Here is a 17,516-nt window from a genome sequence, read left to right on the forward strand (position 1 = left end):
CAACAACTTGTTGGCGAGACTGTTGCGCACGATTGAAAGGCGTTGTTTGCGCTATTCATTTGGCGCAGGCCTTCGATCAACATGGTGATTTTCTGGCGTACCGCAGCCGTGCCCCCGTTGACTGGCCACTGCCACTGCTTTGATACTTCAACGGCAACATACCAAAAAAATCCCCAAGGAGACATCGTGAAAACTTTCCGGTTGAATGCCTGCGCGGCAGGTATGGCCTTGCTCGTCCTCTTTTCCGGCTGGTTCGCCGGCAATGCCCATGCGGCCGACTTCGGACTTACTGAAGACAGCAATTTCTACACCATCGACACCGGCGCCGGCCTGGTGTTCAAGATCCGCCGTACCGACAATGGCGTGAGCACGCAGTCCGCCGGCGACATCGCTTCGATGATTTACAACGGCGTACAGTACCAGGACCAGTCGCGCGGCAGCCAGGTGAATTCCGGCTTTGATTTCCTGTACACCGGGGTTTCCGCAGTCAGCGTAAACGCCACCACGCTCGGCCCCGACTTCATCAAGGTGACGGTGCAGGCAGGCGACCTGACGCACTACTATATCGCCCGCCGCGGCTATCCGCACATCTACATGGGCACCTATTTCACCAGCGAGCCAAGCACGCTGGGGCTGACACGCTATATCCTGCGCGTGCCGATTGCCGCCTTGCCGAACGGGCCTGTGCCATCGGATATCCGCAACAATACGGGCGCCATTGAATCGGGCGATATTTTCGGACTTGCCGACGGCCAGACCCGCTCCAAGCATTATTCCAACAGGCGCCTGAAGGACTGGTCGTACATCGGCGCCACCGGTCCCGGCGTCGGCCTGTGGGTGGTGCGCGACAACAACGAGGGCAATAGCGGCGGCCCCTTCTACCGCAGCCTGCTGAACCAGGGCACCTCGACCACGCAGGAGATTACCTACATCGTCAACTATGGAGAGGCCCAGACCGAAGCGTTCCGGCCCGGCATCCTGAACACTTATTCGCTGGTGTTCAACAACGGCAGCGCACCGACAACTCCCGACACCTCCTTCTTCGCCAGCATGGGCATGACCGGATTCGTCGGCCCTGAAGCGCGCAGCCGCGTGGCCGGCGTGGGCCTGCAGGGACGCGACACGCGCTATGAATACACGGTGGGCTTCTCCAATGCCACCGCCCAGTACTGGGCCAAGGCCGATGCGGCAACCGGTCACTTCGACAGCCCCGGCATGATTCCCGGCACCTACACCATGAAGGTCTACAAGAACGAACTGGTGGTCGATACGCGCAGCGTGACTGTGGCGGCGGGACAGACGGTGGCGCTGAACACCATCAATATCGCGGGCGACCCCAGCACCGCGGCAGCGCTATGGCGCATCGGCGACTGGGACGGCACGCCGGCGGAACTGCTGAACGGCGACAAGGTCACCACCATGCATCCATCCGACGTGCGCATGGCTTCCTGGACGCCGGGCGACTTTGTGATCGGCAGTTCCAGCGCGGCCACCGGATTCCCGGCTTATCAATGGAAGAGCGTCAACGGCACCATCACCATCCGTTTCAACCTCAAACAAAGCCAGCTTGTGCCGCTCACGCTGCGGGCCGGGATCACCGTCGCCTTCGCAGGCGGGCGGCCCAAGGCACAGGTGAACGGCTGGGTCTCGGCCAACCCGGCCGCCTCCAGCCAGCCTTCAACGCGTACACTGACCGTAGGCACCTACCGTGGCAACAATACGCTGTACACCTTCAATATCCCGGCCAGCGAACTGGTGGTCGGCGAGAACGTGCTGACCCTCACCGCCATCAGCGGTTCCAGCGGCACCACTTACCTGAGCCCCGGCTACGCCTGGGATGCCGTCGACCTCATTCCTACGCCATGAACAAGATAAGACTACTCACCCTGTCGGCAGCGCTGGCCGCTGCCGCCGCAGTGCCGGGCGCGGCATCGGCAACCGTGATGCGTACCTTGGCTGCGCCGCCCTCCTCGCTGCACACCGCTACCTTCAGCGCAAATCTCGCGCTGTCGAATGATTATGTGGAGGACGGCCTGCTGTTCCATTTCAACGGTTCGGCCAACAACAACCAGTGCGGCTATGCCGGCATCAACTGCTATGACCAGCCATCGGACCTCAGTCCCTGGTTTTCGGGGAATTACATGTCGACATCGGGGAACAATGCCTACATCAGCATCAGGCGGGCAGACGGCAGCGATTTCCGCAGCATCGCCTTCGCCGCGGCGTCCGGCTACCTGACCGTGAACGGCTACTGGAGTACATGGAACGACAATGTGCGCACCGGCGCCGGCAATTTCACGCAGGCTGGCGGCACCCTGCTTGGGCTCTATGATGCGACGGGGTTCGACGAAGTGCGCTACTACGCCTTCTCCGGCGCCAACCGCAGCAGCGGCTGGAGCAGCCCGGCCATCGATGCAGTCCAGGCAGACATACCGGAACCCGGCGGCGCTTTGCTGCTGGGCGCCGGCCTGTTTGCCCTGGCCACGGTGCGCCGCAAGCGCGCCTAGAGCACGTCCAGCGGCGTGGCGCGCGTGGGCGGGGCGAACGCCTTGTCCAGCGAAGCCAGGTCCTCTTGGTCCAGGCGCAGCGTCATCGCGGCCGCGTTGGCGCGCACATGCGCTTCGCTGCTTGCTTTCGGAATCGGCATCACGCCGTCCTGCCGCAGCAGCCATGCCAGCGCAATCTGCGCGGGCGTAGCATGGTGACGCGACGCGATGGCCTGCAGCGCCGGTTCGGCCAGCAGGCGTTCCTGTTCCTTACGGTTGGATTCAAGCGGCGAGTAGGCCATCAGCAATATGCCGCGCTCCTGGCACCAGGGCAGCAGGTCCCACTCGATACCGCGACGACGCAGGTTATACAGCACCTGGTTCGCCTCAATGGCTTCACCGCCGGCCAGCGCAGTCGCCTTTTTCATGTCCGACAGGTCGAAATTGCTGACGCCGAATTCATGGATCTTGCCGGCCTGCTTCAGGGCTATCAGCCCTTCCAGGGTCTCGGCGAAAGGCACGCTGCCTTGCCAGTGAAGCAAGTACAAGTCGATGTGGTCGACCTTCATGCGCTTCAGGCTCTTCTCGCACGCCGCCACCACGCCCTTGCGCGAAGCGTTCTGCGGCAGCACCTTGCTGACCAGGTAAGCCTCGCTGCGGCGGCCGGCAATCGCTTCGCCGACCACTTTCTCGGCGCCGCCATCGGCATACATTTCCGCCGTGTCGATGACGGTCATGCCGAGGTCCAGTCCCAGTTGCAGGGCGCGCACCTCGGCAGCCTTGTCGGCTGCCCGCTCGCCCATATTCCAAGTGCCCTGCCCGATCCTCGACAGCGTCATGGCGACCTCCGGAAGTGTTGCGTCAAGCCTCGATGGCGCTGGCCGACTTCGCGGACCAGCGGTACAGCCCTACGACCACGGCGCCAGCAACGGCCAGCGCGATCAGCATGGTGGTTGCCTCGCTCATGCTGTTGGCAATTGCCAGCGGTTCGCCTTTGTTGGTCAGCACGATCAGGCCAGCCAGGGCAACGTTGAACAGCGATTCACCGACAATAAAGCCGGACATCACCAGCACGCCCAGGCGGGAAGCTGCTTCGCCATGCTTCTTGTTGCGCATTGCTTTCTCAAAGAAGTAACCGGCGATTGCGCCCACCACCACCGGCGAGGTAACCGCCGACGGCAAGTAGATGGCCAGGCCGACGCCGAGCGGCGCACAGCTGTATTTGCGGTTGCTGGACTTCTTCAGGATGAAGTCGAGTGCAACCAGTGCCAGGCCGATCAGGGCGCCATAGCCGATCAGGTCCCATTTCAGGTCGCCGCCGATCACGCCTTTGGCCAGCGTGGAAATCAGGGTCGCTTGCGGGGCCGCCAGCGGCTGGTCGGAAATGGCATTGGCATTCGGTGCGCCCGCGAAGCCGTTCGCGTGGTTCAGCAGCTCCAGCACCGGCGGCACCACGCAGGAACCGGCGAACACGCCGATGATCAGGGCGACCTGCTGCTTCCAGGGCGTCGCGCCGACCAGCTGGCCGGTCTTCAGGTCCTGCAGGTTGTCGTTGCCGATCACGGCTACTGCCAGCACCACGGTGGTGACGAACAGTGCGAAAGCGATCAGCGCCTGGGCGGTATCCGGCCCCATGATTTCGCGGCCCACCCAGCCTACCGAGGTGGCGGCACCCAGGATCGACAGGATGGCCAGGCCGGATACCGGCGAATTGGAAGAGCCGATCAGGCCGGCCATGTAGCCGCACACCGCGGCAGCCAGCATGCCGGCAATCAGGATGTAGCCGATGCCCACCACGATCAGAGGGGTCGAGATCGAGGACAGCGGGCCGCCCGACAGGAAGGACGACAGCAGCCAGCCTGCCGGCACCATAGACAGAAGGGTCACCAGGCCGACGATGAAGATCGGCAGGTCCTTGTCTTCGCGCGGCACGTCGCCGCCGCCGGCCTTGGCGCGGCGTGCAGACTCCATCGCGGACTTCAGGCCGCCCACGACCGGCTTGGCCAGTGTCGCCAGCGTCACGATCGCGGCAGCGCCAATGGTGCCGGCGCCCATCATGCGCACCTGGCTGCTCCAGATGCCCAGGGCGTGGTCGGCCACCGATACGCCGGGAGCCGCCGGATTGGCCATGGTCAGCAACGGGACCAGGATACCCCATGCAATCACCAGGCCGACCAGCATGGCCATGCCGACCGCGATACCCATCAGGTGGCCGGCGCCCACCAGGGCCAGCGAGCTCGATGCTCCCAGGCCGGTGGCGCCGTTGCCGAATTTGACGAAATGCGCCACTTCAGCGGCAACCAGCTTGGCAGCGCCGAGGAAAGCGAAAATGGCGGAAGCCACGGAACCCCAGATCACCGCCCACAGTCCAGCCTTGCCCTCCTGCGCGCCGGCACGCGATTGGGTGCCGACTTTCAGCACTTCCGCCGCGGCCACGCCTTCCGGATACGGGAGGTCGGACTGCGACACCAGTGCGCGACGCAGCGGCATGGTGTACATCACGCCCAGCACGCCGCCGATGGCGCAGGCGCCAAAGGTTGGCCAGAAAGGAATTTTTGCCCACCAGCCGATCATCAGCAGGCCAGGCAGCACGAAAATCACAGACGCCAGCGTGCCCGCGGCCGACGCGATGGTCTGCACGATATTGTTTTCCTGGATCGTCGCATCCTTGAATGCGCTGAGCAGGGCCATGGAAATCACGGCAGCGGGAATCGAGGTGGCGAAGGTCAAGCCGACTTTCAGGCCAAGATAGACCTGCGCCGCGGTAAAGACCAGTGTAATGAGAATGCCGAGGGCGATGCCGCGGACACTGAATTCGAGCGGGTTGTTCTGCGACTGGTTGCTCATCTGGGTAATCCGTTGTGTTGATAAGGATGCAAAGTGGCCGGGATATTACGCCAGATTCGCGGCGCCGCCAAACAAATCAGTCGTCGTCGCCGGGATCGAGGTCGGGGAACAACACCGAGGTAAAGCCGAACTTGGAGAAGTCGCGGATCCGTGCTGGATACAGGATCCCCAGCAAATGATCGACCTCATGCTGTACCACGCGGGCATGGAATCCCTCGGCATCGCGCACGATGCGTTCGCCGAACTGGTCGTAGCCCTCATAGTGCAGGCGCATATAGCGCGGCACAGAGCCGCGCAGGCCCGGCACCGACAGGCAGCCTTCAAAGGCCTCTACCATCTCTTCGCCGAGCGGCGTCAGCACAGGGTTGATCAGCACCGTTTCCGGCACTTGCGGCGCATCGGGATAACGCGTGTTGGCCTTGAAGCCGTAGATCACCAGTTGCAGGTTGACGCCAATCTGCGGCGCCGCCAGGCCGGCGCCGTTCGCCGCATGCATGGTGTCGAACATGTCCACGATCAGCGCATGCAGCTCTTTCGTGTTGAACTCGCGCACCGGCTCGGCAACGCGCAACAGCCGCGGATCGCCCATTTTCAGGATTTCACGCACGGCCATGCTTAGCCTCCCAGCAGCGCGAGCAAGCCCGCTTCATCAAGAATCGTCACGCCCAGCTCTTCGGCCTTGGCCAGTTTGCTGCCCGCCTCCGCGCCGGCGACGACATACGAGGTTTTCTTCGACACCGAACCCGACACCTTGCCGCCGGCACCTTCGATCAGGGCTTGCGCCTGGTCGCGGCTCATGGTCGGCAGCGTCCCGGTGAGGACGAAGGTCCTGCCGCTCATGGCGCCTTCCGCCTCGGCCACCTCGGGCAGTTGTGCCAGCAGCGCTTCGCGCAGCTCGTGCAGGGCCACCAGGCATTCGCGGTTGGCCCGTTCGCGCAGCCAGGCTTCAAGGCCCTGTTCCACGGTCGCCGGCAGGCCGAACACGTTATACACCGTCAAGTGCGACAGTGCCTCCAGCGTCATGCCCTGCTCTACCAGCTGGCGCGCGCGCGGCTCGGTCAGTTTCGGAATGCCGACGGCAGCCAGCAGCGCAACCGTGTCCAGCTTTTCGCGCAGCGCGGCCTTTGGAGCATGCTCCCCTTTCGGCGCCACGCCAGCGGCCAGCAGCGCATCCAGCGCCTCCTGGTTGCGCTCTTCGGCGAAGAAATCGGCAATCGATTCGGCTACCGTACCGCCGATATCAGGCAGCACGCGCAGCAGCGCCACGGGCGCCTTGCGGATCAATTCCAGCTTGCCCAGCCAGTCGGCCAGCGTCTTGGCGGTCGACTCGCCGACGTGGCGGATGCCCAGTGCGAACAGCAGGCGCTCCAGGGGCGGGTTCTTGCTGGCGGAGATGGCGTCCAGCAGGTTTTCCGCCCACTTGGTCGGGACCTTGCCCTGGGCGACAGTTTCCGGCGTGGTGCCGTCTCGCTCGTCGGCCAGGCGCTTCATTTTCAGCAGGTCATCCAGGGTCAGGCGGTACAGGTCCGCCACGCCATGCACCAGGTTGCACTCGACCAGGTTGTCGATGTAGCGGTCGCCCAGGCCTTCGATATCCATCATGCGGCGGCCGCAGAAGTGGCGGATCGCCTCCTTGCGCTGGGCGGAGCAGAACAGGCCGCCGGAGCAGCGCGCGACCGCTTCGTCGGCCTCACGCACCACGTGCGAACCGCATACGGGACATTCGGCCGGCAGCGCCCACATCAGCGGTTCCGGCGCTGGGCGCTTCTCCAGCACCACGGACAGCACTTCCGGAATCACGTCGCCCGCGCGGCGCACGATGACCGTATCGCCAACACGTACGTCCTTGCGGCGCACTTCGTCCTCGTTATGCAGCGTTGCATTGGTGACAGTCACGCCGCCGACGAAGACCGGCGCCAGGCGCGCCACCGGCGTAATCGCGCCGGTACGGCCAACCTGTACCTCGATCGCCTGCACGGTCGTCAGCGCTTCTTCCGCCGGGAATTTATGCGCCAGCGCAAAACGCGGGGCGCGCGAAACGAAGCCCAGCGCACGCTGGTCTTCGAAGCGGTTGGTCTTGTACACCACGCCGTCGATCTCGTACGGCAGCGAGGGACGCGCTTTCCCGATGCGCTCGTAGTAGCCCAGCAAGCCATCCTTGCCGCGCACCACCTCGCGTTCGGCGCATACGGGCAGGCCAAGTTCGGCGTACCAGTCCAGCAGCGCGCTGTGCGTTGCCGGCAGTTCGGCGCCGGTCAGTTCGCCGATGCCATAGGCATAGAAGCTCAGCTTGCGCTGCGCGGTGATGCGCGAGTCGAGCTGGCGCAGCGCGCCGGCGGCAGCGTTGCGCGGGTTGACGAACTCTTTCTGGCCCAGTTCACGCTGGCGCGCGTTCAGGGCGGCAAAATCGGCCTTGAACATCAGCACTTCGCCGCGTACTTCCAGCACCGGTGGCGGCGCATCGGTATTCAGGCGCAGCGGGATGCCCTTGATGGTACGGATGTTGGCAGTGACGTCCTCGCCGGTGTAGCCGTCGCCGCGCGTTGCCGCCTGCACGAAGACGCCGTCTTCGTAGCGCAGGTTGATGGCCAGGCCGTCGAACTTGGCCTCGGTTGCGTATTCGACCAGTTGCACTGCGTCGAGTCCTTCGCGCACGCGGCGGTCGAAGTTCTCGATATCCTCGTCGTTGAAACCGTTATTCAGCGACAGCATCGGCACCGCATGCGTCACGGCGGCGAATTCCGCCAGGGGCGGCGCGCCCACGCGCAGGGTTGGCGAGTCGGGAGCCTGCAGCTCGGGGTGCGCCGCTTCAATCGACTGCAGTTCGACGAACAGCTTGTCGTATTCGGCATCGGGGATGGTCGGCGCATCCAGCACGTGGTAGGCGTGCAGGTGGCGGTTCAGCTCCGCGTTCAACCAGGCTGCGCGTTCGGCGGGTGTTGCGTGTTGGGTATTGCTCATGTTTCCGGTTAGCTGAACAGGCGCAGTGCGCGGGTGGAACCAGCAGGAATATCCGATGCAGCCATGTCGTCGTAGAACTCGCGCACCTGGCCGGCAATGCTGGCCAGGGTTTCGTCGGCCAGCGGCTGGTTGGCGTCATCGACAATGGTCGCATCCAGGCGCGCCATCAGGTTCTTGGCACAGCCGATCATCGAGCCAAAGCCGTCGCGTGCCGGAGCGACGCAAGGCACGTCCAGCAACAAGGTCAGGCGCGAAGTGGTTTCCTCGGCCAGCGTGACGTTGGTCGACAACGAGAACAAGTAGCCGCCCTCGCCGTCCGGCATGGCATAGCGGCCGTCCGGGCGCATGTCGAAGCCCAGCTTCTCCAATGCGCCGAGCAGGGTCGCTATGTTCCATGGAGCACCGTTGGAAGCGAGGTTCACGCCCAGCTGCGCATCGTGGTTGGCTACGAAGCGATGCAGGTTTTTCGCATCCTGCATGACTTCGATCATGTCCGGGATTTGCGGCTCGGCGCCGATTTCGTCGGACACGCTGCGCAGGCGCGTCACCAGTTCGGAGTATTCCAGTTCATTCAATGCGGTGCTGCGGCTGGCCAGCTGCACCCCGCCTTGCAATTTGGTGTACACCACGCCGTGGCGCACCGGTTCCCAGTCGCCGCTCACGGCCAGGCCAATGAAGTGGACAGGCTTGTTGCCGACAAAGCGCAGCTTCTGCAGGGCCGGCAGCAGTTTTTCGCCGCGGGCCGGCGCTTCCAGTTCCAGCGGCAGCAGGCAATCGATCAGCGGATCGACCAGGCAGGTGGCCAGTTCTTCGGCAGGCACGCCGGCATCGGCGGCGCGTACCGGCAGCACCGGCTCATTGCTGTCCGGTGCGATATTGGGCCCGGCGACGTTGCCGACATGGCCTCCGACATGTTCCGGCACGCCGTAGGCGCCCGAACCGGCGTCCGGCATCGGCACGTCGTCGAGGTGGAAGCGCGGTTCGGCGCGCACGCCGTCATCGCTGCGCATCAGGACATCGTCGTGCTGGCCGTCGAAGGCGCGCTCGACACGTTTCTTCAGCTTGTACTCCTGCCACTTGTTGTAGCTTATGACGCCAACGACGAACACGCCGCCGGCGGCAATCAAACTCATTTGGAAATCTGTAATCATGCGGCTTGAGCCTCTGTAGCAAATGATGCGGCGGATTCCATGTCCACCGCTACGATGCGCGACACACCTTGTTCCTGCATCGTCACACCGATCAGTTGATTGGCCATCTCCATCGCAATCTTGTTGTGCGAGATGAAGAGGAATTGGGTCTGTTCGGACATGCGCTTGACCATGCGGCAGAAGCGCTCGGTATTGGCATCGTCCAACGGCGCGTCCACCTCGTCCAGCAGGCAGAATGGCGCGGGATTCAAACGGAACATCGAGAACACCAGGGCCGTTGCGGTCAGCGCCTTTTCGCCGCCGGACAGCAGATGGATGGTGGCGTTCTTCTTGCCTGGCGGTTGCGCCATGACCTGCACGCCGGAGTCGAGGATTTCCTCGCCGGTCATGATCAGCTTGGCCTGGCCGCCGCCGAATAGGATCGGGAACAGTTCGGAGAAGCTCTGGTTGACGCGGTCGAAGGTGTCCTGCAACAGGTCGCGCGTTTCCTTGTCGATCTTGGTGATCGCATCTTCCAGGGTCGCAATCGCTTCGGTCAGGTCGCGGTTTTGCGCGTCCAGGAAATTCTTGCGCTCCGACGCGGTAGCCAGTTCGTCCAGCGCGGCCAGGTTGACGGCGCCCAGCGCGGTAATGGCGTTGGTCAGGCGGGTTACCTCGCCCTGCAGGTAGGAGGCCTTCATGTCCGGGTGCAGTTTTTCGGCCAGCGCGGCTTCGTCGGCCTGCACTTCGGCCAGTTGCTGCGCGAACTGTTCCTGGTTCAGGCGCGCGGCCTGCTCCTTCAGCTGCATTTCGGTGATCTTGTCGCGCTGCGGCTGCAAGCTGCGCTCGGACTGCATGCGCGAGTCTTCAAACTGGCGCAGTTGCTGCGTAATCTGGTCCAGCTCATGGCGGGCGTCGGCCAGCGCGCGCTCCTGCTGCGTGCGCCGGTCCAGCAGGTCCTGCAGGCCTTCGTTGGCGGTGCCGGCCTCCAGCCCTTCCAGCTCCAGCTTGCCGGCCTGCAGGCTTTCCGTCACCTGCGCGACTTGCGAAGTAGCGGTCGCAATATTTCGACGCAGCTCGTCGATGCGGTTGCGCCCCGATTTCTCGGCAAATTCAGCTTCCTGCGCCTTGCGTTCCAGTTCGCGCAGGGCTTCGCGGGCGTCGGCCAGGCGCTGCTCTTTCTGCATGAAGGCAGTCTGGCCATCTTCATGCTCGCCTTGCAGGTTGCCCAGCTCCATATCGAGCTGCTCGAACTTTTCTTCCGATTCCAGCTTTACCTGCATCTGCTCTTCTTCTTGCGCGGCGATTTCGGCGAGGTCGGTTTCGATCTGGTTGCTGCGCTGGTTGAAGCGGGCTTCGATCTCAGACAGCTTGACCACTTCCAGCTGCAGCGTATGCACGCTGGCGGTCAGGCTTTGCACCTTGGCGCGCAGTTCGGTGAGCAGGCGGCCATGGTTGCCAAGCGCCGCATCGGCACGCACGGCGCGGCTGCGGGCTTCTTCAGCCAGCATCGATTGCGCGCGCAACTGCTTGGTGATGTTGTCGATTTCGTGCTGGCGGCCAAGCATGCCGGCCTGTTCGTCGTCCGCCGCATAGAAGCGCACCGACGATTGCGTAATGATGTGGCCCTGCTTCGTCACGAAGCAGCCGCCCGCCGGCAGCGTGCCGCGCGCGGCAAAGGCGCTGGCGTTGTCGTCGGCCAGGAACACATTGTGCAGCCAGTCCTGCAGCACGCCACGCAAGCCAGGATCGTTCAGCTTCAGCAGGTCGAGGAATGGACGCAGCGTCGCATCGCCCGATGCCGCAGGCGCAGCGGCGGCAACCGCAGGCGCGAACAGCGCCAGCTTGGCCGGCGGCGCATCGTTGAAGAAGTGCTTGGCCCATTCGATATTCGATACCTGTAACGCCGAAGTCCGTTCGCGCAGCACAGCCTCCAGGGCAGTTTCCCAGCCTTGCTCGATGTCGAGCTTTTGCCACAGGCGCGGCAGCTCGTTCAGTTCGTGCTTTTGCAGCCATGGCGTGATCTTGCCCTCGGTCTGGACGCGCTCCTGCAACTGGCGCAGCGCATTCAGCCGCGCTTCCAGCTGGTGGGTCGCGGCGGACTCGGATTGCACGGCTGCCTGCGCAGCCTGCCGTTCTTCCTCGAGCTTTGGCTGCTGCTCCAGCGCTTCCTCGAGCATCATGTTCTGCTCTTCCAGCGACTGCTGCTTTTCTTCGAGCTGCATCTTCAGGTTCGACAGGTGCGATGAATCCGGCATCGCCAGCCCGCCCTTCTCCTGCTGCAGGCGCTCCTTGCGCGTCGCCAGGCCGGCCAGGATGTTGGAAGCATTGCGCTGGTGCGCAGATTCCAGTTCCAGTTGCTGCTGCGCCTGCATGATGCGCGCGCGCGACTCCGTGCTCCGGGTCTGCGCCTCGCGCCATTCCTGCTCCAGCACCGGCAGCAACTCGCCCTTCTGCTCGGCCAGCATGCGCGCCTCTTCCACGCGCGCCGACAATTCCTCCAGGTTGATTTCCGCTTCGGCGACCTGGCCGCCGTATTCCTCCGCCTGCTGCGACCACTGGTCGCGCTGCGCGGTCAGCGTAGCCAACTGCTGCTGCAGGCGGGTGCGCGACTCGATCACGAACTTGATCTGCGCCTCAAGGCTGCCGATTTCTGCATTGGTCTGGTACAGGTGGCCCTGCGCCTGGTGCAGGCGGTCGCCGACAGCGAAGTGCGCCTGGCGCATCTGCTCCAGCGTCAATTCCACGTTGCGCAGCTTCGCGGTCTGTTCTTCCAGGTCGTTTTGCGCCTGCTCCATTTCGCGGAAATACTTCGCCTGCTCGGCCTGCGCCTCGTTCTTGCGCAGCAGCCAAAGCAGCTTCTGTTTTTCCTCCTGGTCGGATTGCAGCTGGTGGAACTTGGTCGCCACCGCAGCCTGGCCTTCCAGCTTTTCCAGGTTGTTAGTCAGCTCGCGCAGGATATCTTCCACGCGCAGCAGGTTTTCCCGCGTATCGTGCAGGCGGTTTTCTGTTTCGCGGCGGCGTTCCTTGTACTTCGAGACCCCGGCCGCCTCTTCCAGGAACACGCGCAGTTCTTCCGGGCGCGACTCGATGATGCGCGAGATCATGCCCTGGCCGATGATCGCGTAGGCGCGCGGCCCCAGGCCGGTGCCGAGGAAGATATCGGTAATATCGCGCCGGCGCACCGGCTGGCCGTTGATGTAATAGGTGGACGTGCCATCGCGCGTCAGCGTGCGCTTGACCGCGATTTCGGCGTACTGCCCCCATTGGCCCGACGCCTTGCCCTCGTTGTTGTCGAACACCAGCTCGACGGAAGCGCGGCCGGCCGGCTTGCGATGGGTGGAACCGTTGAAAATCACGTCCTGCATCGATTCGCCGCGCAGCTCGGAAGCCTTCGACTCACCCAAGACCCAGCGCACCGCGTCGATAATATTGGACTTGCCGCAACCGTTAGGACCAACCACGCCGACCAACTGCCCGGGTACCTGGAAATTGGTGGGATCGACGAACGACTTAAATCCCGACAATTTAATGGAAGATAGACGCACGTTTTATCTGTACTTCGCCCGCTGGGACGTGTTAAAAAAGTGGCTAATCATACCATTTTCCCTGTATAGCAAGAACAAAATGAAGACCAGAACCGCCATCCTGTTTGTATGCATGGGTAACATTTGTCGCTCCCCGACCGCAGAGGGTGTATTCCGGACCCGCGCCCAGGCTGCCGGGCTCGATTTGCACATCGATTCAGCAGGCACCCACGCATACCATATTGGCAACCCGCCAGACCCGCGCTCGACCCGGCATGCCGCTGCCCGCGGCTATGACCTGAGCGCACAACGCGCCCGCAAGGTGGCCGCGGAGGACTTCGAGCGCTTCGATTACGTGCTGGCCATGGACCACGACAACCTGGAGATGCTGCAGCGCGCCTGCCCTGCACAATATCGCCACAAGGTCAGGCTGTTCATGGAGTTCGCCTCACGCTCCGGCTCGGACGTGGTGCCCGATCCCTATTACGGCGGCGCGAATGGCTTCGATACGGTGCTGGATTACATCGAGGACGCATCGGACGGCCTGCTGGCCGCCCTGCGCAAAACCTAGGCAGAAGTGCCGTTGGCCGGCAAATCGTGGTGATCGTCGTTGACGGCGGCGACACCGCCCATTGCCACCGACAGCGCTGCAGCCACCACGCCTTCGGTACGGATCAGGCGCACAGTGCCCTTGCGGAACTGCTCCGCCATCGCCTCGCCCGTGATCGAGAACGCCTCCTGGCGGCCCGTGGTGGAGAAGATGTAAAGCGTCTTGAGTGGACTGATCCAGGCCAGCTTGACCTTGCGCTGGCTACCATCTTCCTGGTCGAATTCAAGCCACATGCCGCGCGTCAGGCTATCCACCTCGATCGCCGCATCGTCGTCCGGAGGCGGCGCCTCTTCCGCTTTTACTTCGGCTACAGCCTGAAGCTGCATGCGGCGCTCGGCATCCTTCTTCGCCACTTCCATTGCAAGTTCAACCTGGCGCTCGGGCGACATTTCAATCGGCGCACGAACGATCGAGGCATGGCACTCAGCCAGTTCGGCGAAGAATTGCAGGCGATCCGCATCCTGCCACTTGATCACGTCCAGCCATTTGTTCAGGGTGGACAGCAAGGTAGGCAGCTTGGCAATCAGGGTCTTGCGCTCGTCCTGGGTGATCTTCGGACGCACGCTCCAGATCAGGTCATCCATGGTCTGGGTTGCGTTGTTGACCGCGCCCGGCTTTTCGCCTTCGACGCTATAGGCAATGGTCAACACGGACACCCACTTGTTCTCCAGGAAGGCCTCGACGATCGCCACCACTTCGCCAGTGCCGATGCGCAGTGCCACGGCATCCTTGGCCGACTTGGCGGCCACCGACATCTTTTCCTGCTTCAGCGCCTTGGCGATCGGCTCCGCCATGGCGGCTGCAGCTGCCGCCTCCTCAGCCTTGATGGAGGCTTCCAGTTCATTGACCGCCTCGGTGAAGACGGTCATTTCCTCCTCGTGGTCCTCGCTGACCTTCTCCACGCTGCGCTGCATGGCCTTGTAGAGAGGATCGTCCGGGTCCTTGCGATTCTCCCAGCCCATGCGCGACAGCAGGTCGATCATGCGGCGTGCAGGATGCGCTTCCTGGAAGAAGAAATTCTTGTCGACCAGCGCGGCCTTCAGCACCGGGATCTGCAGGAAGCGGATCAGGTTGCGGATCTCGGGCGAAATGCTTTCGTCGCGGAACACCGTCTCGAACACTGCCGACAGCAGGTCGATCGTGCCTTCGTCGGCGCGAGTCAGGCTGCCGGCAGGCGCCTGCTCTTTAATCTGCGGCAGCAAGAACACATTGCTCATCGAGCCGCCACCAGTAACAAAGCCGGGGGCCGGCATCGCGCCGCCGCCGGCCTGCACGGGCCCCATAGCGAATCCTGGAGCCAGGCCCGCCGGCATGCCCGGCGCCGGCATCGCACTGCTATCGGCGCTGGCAAACACGGCGCCCTGCGGCACGCCGCGCTGCAACTGCGCCAGGAAATTCATCAGCGGCTCTTTGGCGCTGATCAGCGATGCGCGCTGGGCCGCTTCGTTATTGGCCCCGCCGTGGAAGCCCTGGGCCGGCCCCTGAACCCAGCCTCCCGCAGGCACTGCCACGCCACCCGGCACGCCCGGCACGGCGACGCCGCCCAGCATTCCGCCCGGGACGGCCGCTCCCGCACCTGCAACTGCTGGGCCGCTCGCCAGCGGCATGCCCGGCAGGCCACCACCGGGTACAACACCGCCGGCAGGAATCATCATGCCGCCCACGGCCGGCACGCCAGGGACGCCGGCCATCATTGGCGCGGCACCAGTTGCAACGCCCGGCGCCATGCCAACGCCACCAGGCATTGCCATGCCAGGCGCCGCGCCGGCCACATAGCCTGGCGCAGGCATTGGCTGCCCCGGCGCTGCCATTGGCGCTGCTGTCCCGGCACTTGCCGGCGCGGCAGCTGCCAGCGCCTCCGCTGTATGCGCAGGCGTACCATACAGCCCCGGCGTCACGCTCAGAGTGGGCAGGGACAGGTCGAGGTCGCCTAGTTGGTCAAATCCGGTCGGCGCTGCCTTGCCGCCCGGCGCATCGCCCGCACCAGAGAAGAATTGGCGCAATTGCTCCGCCAGCGCGGCCTGCTGGTTTTTCTTGCGAGATGACGCTTGCGACGCATCGTGCGAGTCAGCGCGGCGTGACTTGTGTTTTTCGACCGAGCCCGGCCCCACGCCCTTGCGCTCGAGCGCTGAACTCAGCTCCTGCAGCATGGCGCCAAAATCGAAGAACTCTTCCGGACGCAGGAATGGCTTCATCAGCTCATTCGCCTCCTCATCCTTGATGAAATCGATCCACGCCTGCTGGAAGGCGCCGAGGAAGACTTCCGGCCGGAAGGGGTTCTGGTTAATGCGCAGGATATCGCGGTCCAACAGGAAGGCCAGGCGCACATTCAGGGTGGCGAGGCCATCGGAATACTTGGCTTCAAACGGCTTGCTGAAGCTGCCCAAGGTCACCTTGGTATCCATTTCCTCCATGGACACCAGGGACAGGGACTCAGCCACCTTGCGCACCGGCGCCTTCTGCCCTGGCGCCAGTTGCGCGATTTCCAGCCGCAGGTCGTTTTCCAGTTGCCTGGCGAAGATGCCGAGGAAGGCGTAGTGATCGGTGCGCAGCCGGTTGCCGGCGCGCAAGCGCGCTTGCAGTGTCTTGACGTCGACTGCCTCGCCCGCGTCCACCAGGCTGCCCGCCCATTGGGTGGACAACTCATTGAACTGATCACTGATGTGCTTGTTGACCAGGCTAATCAGGTTTTCCAACAAGGCATGCCGCGGCGTGACCGCTTTTTGGGGCGCCGAAGATGTGTGGTTTTCTGGAAGCATGGTCTGGCCTGACTTTGGTGGTTATTCACATTGTCGCAGATTCTTTCCACATGGCAATAGGCAAATCAAAAGAATCTGCAAATATTTTCGGCGATGTGGTCAAACGGTTGGGTTTGCACCACAATGGTGCAAGGTCATGTCCTACACGCCGGTCAGTTGTATTCCGATTCACCTTTACTATTGCAGAAAGCATGATGAAGTTCCGATCCTTCAGAAAGGAACTGTCATGAAATCCAGGCAAAAATCCAGCAAGCAGAGTTCGAGCTCGGGCACACGCCAAAGCGCCGACCAGGGTTCACGTTCGGGAGCCCAGCCGGCCAGCCAGCAGTCCGATACGGCCGTCAGAGCAAGACGGACAAGAAGACACCTGCCAGCCGTAGCGGCAATCGCTAGATGACGGGCGCGGCATAGGGGGGCTGGGAGTTCGCTTCCAGGCCCTGTCGTTTCAGATATTGCGCTTCAGATGTTCGTTACGCGCTTGCCCTTGGGCGGCTTGAAGTCGGCCACGTCGTTGACGAGACCGACCTTGGCAGCTTCCTGGGCAGTCAGGTGCAGGTCTGAATAGGCGTGGATATTCCAATGTTCGTCGGTCAGGCGAACATATTTGCGCAAGATCGATTCGGTGCGGGCGTCGTCCGCCTGCAAGCCTTCCACAATGATGCGCAGCGCATCCGGGCGCGCTCCGTGCGGCGCACTTGCATGCGACTTGTGCACCATGAAACGCGCGGTTTCGCTGGCAAAGCGTTCGTCGCCGGACAGGAACAGGATGACGGCAATGGAAGCCACCGCTCCGCCGTTATACGTGACGATCTTGATCGGCAAGTTGCGCAGGTAATTGTGCAGGCACAAGCCGTCGCTCACGTAGCCGCCGTTGGACTGGATCAGGATGTGGGCGGTTTCGATCCCATCCTCTGTCATGTCCGCCACCGCATCGAACATGCGGTGCACCATATCGCTGTTCACGTCGCCGGACAGGGTGAACCAGGCCTCGGTATCGCGTTTTTGCTTTTCTTCGCTCATGGTCGCTCCACTCTGTAAATGGATGTCCGGTCATTCTAGCGCAGACCGCCATCCAGGCGTGCCCTCCTCAGTCATTAGCCAGCACATCCTCCAGGCATCGCGCCACCAGCAGCTTCGCAGACCAGCGCGGATCGAAGTCGAGCAATTTGATTGTTGTAAATTCAATCGACTGACGC

At 63.1% G+C, this 17,516-nt stretch carries 11 protein-coding genes; 3 read left to right on the forward strand and 8 right to left on the reverse strand.

The annotated features are described in order from the left end of the window. Positions 1-186: 186 nt before the first annotated feature. Both ACN9MY_RS18470 and ACN9MY_RS18475 read left to right on the forward strand, forming a co-directional pair. A complete protein-coding gene (locus ACN9MY_RS18470) occupies positions 187-1,866 on the forward strand; it encodes a rhamnogalacturonan lyase B N-terminal domain-containing protein (protein WP_426335917.1) in 1,680 nt (559 codons plus the stop codon). Further along, positions 1,863-2,507 carry a PEP-CTERM sorting domain-containing protein gene (locus ACN9MY_RS18475; RefSeq protein WP_426161941.1) on the forward strand — a complete coding sequence of 215 codons (645 nt, stop codon included), beginning with the start codon at positions 1,863-1,865 and terminating at the stop codon, positions 2,505-2,507. The genes ACN9MY_RS18470 and ACN9MY_RS18475 overlap by 4 nt, the downstream gene beginning before the upstream one ends. Here ACN9MY_RS18475 and ACN9MY_RS18480 read toward each other — a convergent pair. The 6 genes from ACN9MY_RS18480 to smc form a co-directional block, all read right to left on the reverse strand. Then, a complete protein-coding gene (locus ACN9MY_RS18480; RefSeq protein ID WP_426161942.1) occupies positions 2,504-3,325 on the reverse strand; it encodes an aldo/keto reductase in 822 nt (273 codons plus the stop codon). The genes ACN9MY_RS18475 and ACN9MY_RS18480 overlap by 4 nt on opposite strands. A gap of 22 nt (positions 3,326-3,347) precedes the next feature. Then, complete coding sequence (locus ACN9MY_RS18485) at positions 3,348-5,333, reverse strand: OPT family oligopeptide transporter (protein ID WP_426161943.1); 1,986 nt, start codon at positions 5,331-5,333, stop codon at positions 3,348-3,350. Positions 5,334-5,409: 76 nt separating this feature from the next. Then, complete coding sequence (def, locus tag ACN9MY_RS18490) at positions 5,410-5,946, reverse strand: peptide deformylase (protein ID WP_426335918.1); 537 nt, start codon at positions 5,944-5,946, stop codon at positions 5,410-5,412. Between the two features lie 2 nt (positions 5,947-5,948). Beyond that, positions 5,949-8,294, reverse strand: a complete 2,346-nt coding sequence (gene ligA, locus ACN9MY_RS18495; RefSeq protein ID WP_426318245.1) for an NAD-dependent DNA ligase LigA — start codon at positions 8,292-8,294, stop codon at positions 5,949-5,951. An 8-nt stretch (positions 8,295-8,302) separates the two neighbouring features. After that, positions 8,303-9,427 carry a cell division protein ZipA C-terminal FtsZ-binding domain-containing protein gene (locus tag ACN9MY_RS18500; protein WP_426318246.1) on the reverse strand — a complete coding sequence of 375 codons (1,125 nt, stop codon included), beginning with the start codon at positions 9,425-9,427 and terminating at the stop codon, positions 8,303-8,305. A gap of 14 nt (positions 9,428-9,441) precedes the next feature. Beyond that, positions 9,442-12,972 (reverse strand): chromosome segregation protein SMC, encoded by a 3,531-nt coding sequence (gene smc / locus ACN9MY_RS18505; protein WP_426318247.1) that lies wholly within the window; start codon positions 12,970-12,972, stop codon positions 9,442-9,444. A gap of 79 nt (positions 12,973-13,051) precedes the next feature. Here smc and ACN9MY_RS18510 point away from each other — a divergent pair, with 79 nt between their 5' ends. Then, a complete protein-coding gene (locus tag ACN9MY_RS18510) occupies positions 13,052-13,522 on the forward strand; it encodes a low molecular weight protein-tyrosine-phosphatase (protein ID WP_426335919.1) in 471 nt (156 codons plus the stop codon). Here the strand turns inward: ACN9MY_RS18510 and ACN9MY_RS18515 are convergent. Continuing rightward, a complete protein-coding gene (locus tag ACN9MY_RS18515; protein WP_426335920.1) occupies positions 13,519-16,257 on the reverse strand; it encodes a DUF1631 family protein in 2,739 nt (912 codons plus the stop codon). The two genes, ACN9MY_RS18510 and ACN9MY_RS18515, sit on opposite strands and share 4 nt — an antisense overlap. 522 nt (positions 16,258-16,779) lie before the next feature. Beyond that, positions 16,780-17,340, reverse strand: a complete 561-nt coding sequence (locus ACN9MY_RS18520; protein WP_426335921.1) for an ATP-dependent Clp protease proteolytic subunit — start codon at positions 17,338-17,340, stop codon at positions 16,780-16,782. Positions 17,341-17,516 lie beyond the last annotated feature (176 nt).

This window comes from Pseudoduganella sp. R-31 (assembly GCF_049913235.1).
In the GTDB taxonomy this organism is placed as follows: Bacteria; Pseudomonadota; Gammaproteobacteria; order Burkholderiales; family Burkholderiaceae_D; genus Rugamonas.